Raw genomic sequence first — 5472 nt, 5'->3', positions numbered from 1 at the left:
CCTCGGATGTGGCGGCGGTCTTGGACCCGGCCGTCGGTTCGGGCGACTGAAGGTCCGCCCTAATCCGGGGTCAACGAATCGTCCCGATATCCGCGACTGTCTCGCCCGACCACTACCGAAAGATACCTCCTTGACCGACCCGTTTAAGCTCTTGTCCACCCGCCGTTCGGTGCCGATCCCGATGTTGGCCGCCCCCGCACCGGAGGGTGCGGACCTGGACGCAATCCTGTCGGCCGCGGTGCGCGTGCCTGACCATGGCAAGCTCGCGCCCTGGCGCTTCATTCTCTATCGCGACGAATCGGCAGAGCGGATCGGTGCCGCGCTGGCGGCACTGGTCGAGCGGCGCGAGGGCGGGCCGTTGCCCGACACACGTCGGCGGGTCGAATCCAGTCGCTTCAGCCGAAGTCCGCTGGTGATCGCCGTCGTTTCGACCGCGAAAGAGCATGTGAAGATCCCGATCTGGGAGCAGGTCCTGTCCGGGGGCGCGGCGGCGATGAATCTCGTCAACGCCGTTCACGCCAAGGGTTATGCGGCGAACTGGGTCACGGAATGGGTCGCCTATGACGAGGAGGCGAAGGCCATCCTCGGCATTCAGCCGGAGGAGAAGGTCGTCGGCTTCATTCATGTGGGCACGCCGCAGGAATCGCCCTCGGAGCGTCCTCGCCCGGCATTGGCCGACGTGGTCAGCGAAGCGCGCGCGCCGGGTGACGGGTGATGCTGTTCTACACGACCGACCGGAACGATCACGGCCTGTCGCATGACCCGTTCAAGGCGATCGTCGCGCCGCGGCCGATCGGTTGGATCTCGACGCGGGCCAAGGATGGCTCGGTCAATCTCGCGCCCTACAGCTTCTTCAACGCTATTAGCGATCGGCCGAAGCTCGTGATGTTTTCTTCCGTCGGTATGAAGGATTCCGCCAGTTTCGCGATCCAAAGCGGCGAGTTCGTTGCCAATCTCGCGACGCGGCATCTTGCCGCGCAGATGAATCGGACGTCCGCGGCTGCCGGGCGCGGAACCAGCGAGTTCGGCCTTTCAGGCTTGACCGAGGCGTCGTCACGGCTGGTTGCCGCACCCCGTGTCGCCGAGAGTCCGGCGGCGCTGGAGTGCCGGGTGACCCATTCGTTCCGGCCGACCGGACTGAACGGAGAAGTATCGGAGAACGTCGTCGTAATCGGTCAGGTCGTCGGGATTCACATCGACGAGGCAATTCTCAAGGACGGCATGATCGACATGACCCTTGCAGCGCCGCTCGCCCGGCTCGGCTATCTCGACTATGCGGTCACCGATCAGGTTTTCCAGATGGCGCGTCCCCGAACCCCCGATGGCGGCGACGTTTAGCAGACCTCGCGGACAGCCTATGCCGGGATGGATCGCTATGGTGAACGAAACCTAAACCTTTGCTGGCCAGTATCGACCGCGAGTTCGGTAGCGGTAGAGGTCGCGTTTTCCATGATCGTCCAGCGGTTCGTCAAATGGTGCGAGACGGCCAATAGCGCCGAGCGCGCGGAGGGCGCGACAATCCTTGCGCGCGCTTTTGTCGAAAGCGGCATTACAGCGGAGGAACGGTCCGGGGTCGAGGCGGCCTTGACCCTCATGCTCGACGATCCCTCGCCGAAGGTTCGACTGGCGCTCGCAGAGGGGCTTGCCGATGACAGCCGGGTTCCCCGCGCGGTGCTGCTCAGCCTCTGCGAGGATAGCCCGGCGATTGCCTGCGTCGTCGCCAGCCGTTCGCCGGCTTTGCGCGACGACGAACTGATCGACCTGGTTGCCGGTGGGTCGGCCGAATTGCGCACGGCGATTGCAACCCGGAGCGTCTTGTCGACGCGCGTCGCGGCAGCGATTGCCGAGGTCGCGGAACCGGCCAACTGTGTAACCTTGCTCGAAAACAGAGGTGCCGCGATCGCTAGTGTGAGTTTCCGGCGAATTGCCGAACGGCATGGTGGCAGCGCGTCGGTGCGCGGTGCGCTGCTCGATCGCCCCGATCTGCCGGCGACGGTGCGCCAGACGATGATCCTTCGCACGGGGCAGGCGCTCGCCGGGCTGCCGATCTTGCGCACCCTCGTCGGCGCGGACCGGGCCGAGCGCCTGGCTTTCGACGCCTGTGAACGGGCGACGGCGATGCTCGCCGAAACCATTCCCGAAGCCGAAATTCCCGCACTGGTCGAACATCTGCGCGCCAGTGGCCAGCTCAACGTCGCGTTCCTCCTGCGGACCGTCTGTGCCGGCAATATCGACCTGTTCGCGGCCGCTTTGGCGCGACTGTCGTCGATGTCGGAACGACGTGTCCGCTCGATCCTCGCCGAGGGCCGCGACGGCGCTTTCCGGACCATGATCACCGCATGCGGACTGCCGTCCGTGGTCGCGCCGCTATTCCTGATTGCAGTGGGGGTCTGGCGCGAGGTCGCATCAGGAACACGCGTCGTAGCCGCAGAGGACGTGCCGCAGCTGATCATGCAGCGGCTCGTCGCCGTGTCGACGAGTCGACCGCGGTCCGCCGGCTTCGAGGCGATGATGCGGTTTTTGGGTCGGCTGGCCGGTGAGACCGAACGCGACGCGGCGCGCGAGCAGGCTCGCAGGCTTGCCGCCTGAGCCGGACCGTCGATGCGTATGCCAGCCGAACCGAAGCGTTGGGTGGGTCTATCATTCAGCCGATCACATCGATCTCGGGCATGACGTATCCGGTCTCATTCAGACACACCAAGGGCATGCTTTGGCGATTCTGGCGTCTGCCCAGCACAATCCGAGCGGCGGCCAATAATCCGTTCGCACCTTCATCTGCCGGCGGAGGACGGGCGGGCTACAGGCCTTTCGGGCAACGCTCGCTAATAACGAAATTGTTCGGCGAGAATACGTTCGTCCCAGGAATGATCGTGGTCGAACAGGATGAGGCCGGTGTCGTTGAGCGATTCGCAAATTGTGATTCGGTGAACCGACTTCACTTCGGTCGCGTCGGCGACGGCGTTCACGGGACGCTTTTCCGGTTCAAGGACGATGATTTCGACCGTCTGATGATTGGGCAACAGCGCTCCGCGCCACCGACGTGGGCGGAACGGGCTGACCGGCGTCAGTGCCAGCAGTGGCGCATCGACCGGAATGATCGGGCCTTGTGCCGATAGGTTGTAAGCCGTCGAGCCGATCGGTGTCGCGACCATCACGCCGTCGCAGACGAGTTCGTCCAGCCGGACCTTGCCGTCGATCGAAATCCGTAGCCGGGCGGCTTGGTAGGACTGGCGAAAGATAGCCACCTCGTTGATCGCCAACGCTTTGTGGGTTTTGCCGGCAGCGTCGACGGCGGTCATGGTGAGCGGATGGATGGCATTTTCGATCGCCGCTCCCAGACGTTCTCTGAGGCCGTCTTCGCGAAACTCGTTCATCAGGAAGCCGATCGTGCCCTTGTTCATGCCGTAGATCGGTATGCCGCTGCCCATGAACCGGTGCAGCGTCTGAAGCATGAAGCCGTCGCCGCCGAGCGCGACTACCACGTCGGCGTTTTCCTCGCTGTCATTGCCGTAGAGCGCCGAAAGACGGTGAGCGGCCTCCTGGGCGGCCTGGCTCTCGCTGGCGACGAAGGTGATGGATTGGACTGGGCGTGGCATCGATCGGGGCGGGGCTCGACTTTTCAAGGATGCGGATCGGTGCCGCGTTGTCGGAGGCTGAGACCTAGCGCGGCGGGCGGCCGAGGCCAAGCGCCGCCGTGGCTGCCTGCGGGTCAAAAACCCGCTGCATAGGGCCGACAAATATGTTATGGGCCGCGCCGGGCCGGATTAGCTCAGCGGTAGAGCAGCGGTTTTGTAAACCGAAGGTCGGGGGTTCAATCCCCTCATCCGGCACCATTTTCCCGATCATCAGACCCTGTCCGAGCTAGAGCCCGGGGCAACGGATCGTCCCTGCGACATATCGATGGCACCCGCCTGCCGAATCGGCCGCGAACGGCGCGGATTCGCGGGCTAGATATCCGTCAGCCGAGGTGACGCCGGGTTGCGTAGAGCGCGATGGCGGCGGCATTGGAAACGTTGAGCGAACGGATCGCGCCGGTCATTTGCAGCCGCGCCAGGACATCGACCGTCGCCCTGGTCTTCTGGCGAAGTCCCTTGCCCTCGGCACCGAGGACGATGGCGATCTTGTCACCCGACAGCGCCGCCTCGAAGCTCTCCGGCCCCTCCGAATCGAGCCCGACGGTGCGAAAACGACGTTTCGACAAGTCCATCAGCGCTTCGGCGAGATTGACGACCTCGATTTGCGGAACGTGCTCCAGCGCGCCCGAGGCAGCCTTGGCGAGAACACCGCCTTCCTGGGGCGAATGGCGCGTGGTGGTGACCAATGCATCCGCCCCAAACGCCGTCGCCGAGCGCAAAATCGCGCCGACATTGTGCGGGTCGGTCACCTGATCCAACACGAGGACGAGGCGGGCCTCTCCGAGATCGGCCAGCCGACGGGTCGGCAACGGATCGGCCTCGAGCATCACGCCCTGATGGACGGCGTCGCTCCCGAGCTCGGAATCAAGCTGTCTTGGCTCGACGAGTTCGACCGGGCAGGGGAGTTGATCCTCGGTCATGTCGAGCCGAGCCAACGCGTTGCGTGTCGCGAGCAGGCGATGGAGTTTGCGCCGCGGGTTGCGAAGCGCTGCGGCAACCGTGTGCAGTCCGTAGAGCCGGACGCGACCCGCCGGGTCCGGGCGACCGGGTTGGACCCGCTTGTCCGGGCGAGCCGGCACCTCGCCATCACCGCGCTTGCGGTCGCGATGGGCGCGCCGCAGCTTGGCGTAGTGAGAATCCTTGGGCGTGTGGGTCGTCGGCTCGTCGCTCATCGCCGCTGCTTATCTTAGCACGCGCCGGGGCTCAATGCGCGCAGTCCCCCGCAACGGTGGATGCGAAAAAACGTGATGAGTACCCCGGATCCAGCCCATCGACGTCGCAACGGGCGGGCGCCGTTGACAGATCGCTCCGCGCCTTTCATAAGGCCGCTCGGAAGCGCGGGGGTTGGCGAATGCGCCGCCGCGATCCATCTACGGCGAAGCGCTTGCGCGCATCGACGGCAGTTTCGGAGGGGTGTCCGAGTGGTTAAAGGAGACGGACTGTAAATCCGTTCGCTATGCGTACGCTGGTTCGAATCCAGCCCCCTCCACCACTGCCGATCGCTTGCTAGAAGTGCGGGTATAGCTCAATGGTAGAGCAGCAGCCTTCCAAGCTGAATATGCGGGTTCGATTCCCGCTACCCGCTCCAATGCCATAGTGCGGCTGCGCTCCCGCTCATTCCGTTGCATCCCTGAAATCGATCGTGTCGCCTGGCTTCGCGGCGGCTGGTTTGACGGCGCCGCGGTTCGGACGCTTGTCATTGCCCGCCGCACTCGCTATGTGGCGCCGGAAAATAACCGCCTGCGAAGTTGGGAGTCGGCGATGGCCAAGAGCAAATTCGAGCGCAACAAGCCGCATGTGAACATCGGGACGATTGGTCACGTTGATCACGGCAAGA

General features: G+C 64.5%; 5 protein-coding genes, 3 tRNA genes and 1 pseudogene. 7 read left to right on the top strand and 2 right to left on the bottom strand.

Annotated elements, in window-relative coordinates; genetic code table 11:
* The first annotated feature begins 130 nt into the window (after positions 1 to 130).
* The 3 genes from MJ956_RS10160 to MJ956_RS10150 all read left to right on the top strand — a co-directional run bounded on the left by MJ956_RS10160 (position 131) and on the right by MJ956_RS10150 (position 2589).
* A complete protein-coding gene (locus MJ956_RS10160) occupies positions 131 to 715 on the top strand; it encodes a nitroreductase family protein (protein WP_256477817.1) in 585 nt (194 codons plus the stop codon).
* 2 nt (positions 716 to 717) lie between these two features.
* The gene (locus MJ956_RS10155; RefSeq protein ID WP_253964353.1) at positions 718 to 1338 is read left to right on the top strand and encodes a flavin reductase family protein; all 621 of its coding nucleotides are present in this window, start codon (positions 718 to 720) and stop codon (positions 1336 to 1338) included.
* Between the two features lie 111 nt (positions 1339 to 1449).
* Positions 1450 to 2589, top strand: a complete 1140-nt coding sequence (locus MJ956_RS10150; protein ID WP_253964352.1) for a DUF2336 domain-containing protein — start codon at positions 1450 to 1452, stop codon at positions 2587 to 2589.
* 233 nt (positions 2590 to 2822) lie between these two features.
* On the opposite strand, the gene MJ956_RS10145 is transcribed toward MJ956_RS10150, so the two are convergent.
* Entirely contained in the window at positions 2823 to 3596 is a 774-nt protein-coding gene (locus MJ956_RS10145; RefSeq protein ID WP_253964351.1) for an NAD kinase, read from the bottom strand.
* A gap of 162 nt (positions 3597 to 3758) precedes the next feature.
* On the opposite strand from MJ956_RS10145, the gene MJ956_RS10140 reads away from it, so the two are divergent.
* A tRNA-Thr gene (locus tag MJ956_RS10140) sits at positions 3759 to 3833 on the top strand.
* Positions 3834 to 3958: 125 nt separating this feature from the next.
* Here the strand turns inward: MJ956_RS10140 and MJ956_RS10135 are convergent.
* Complete coding sequence (locus tag MJ956_RS10135; protein WP_253964350.1) at positions 3959 to 4807, bottom strand: TrmH family RNA methyltransferase; 849 nt, start codon at positions 4805 to 4807, stop codon at positions 3959 to 3961.
* A 235-nt stretch (positions 4808 to 5042) separates the two neighbouring features.
* Between MJ956_RS10135 and MJ956_RS10130 the strand changes: the two genes are divergently transcribed.
* The 3 genes and pseudogenes from MJ956_RS10130 to MJ956_RS10120 form a co-directional block, all read left to right on the top strand.
* Positions 5043 to 5127 (top strand) — tRNA-Tyr (locus MJ956_RS10130).
* 22 nt (positions 5128 to 5149) lie between these two features.
* Positions 5150 to 5223, top strand: a tRNA-Gly gene (locus MJ956_RS10125).
* A gap of 173 nt (positions 5224 to 5396) precedes the next feature.
* Positions 5397 to 5472 (top strand): annotated as a pseudogene (locus tag MJ956_RS10120) (GTP-binding protein); the annotation flags it as partial.

Source organism: Aurantimonas marianensis, assembly GCF_024195285.1.
GTDB lineage: Bacteria > Pseudomonadota > Alphaproteobacteria > Rhizobiales > Rhizobiaceae > Aurantimonas > Aurantimonas marianensis.
This window is presented reverse-complemented; position numbering and strand designations above follow the sequence as displayed.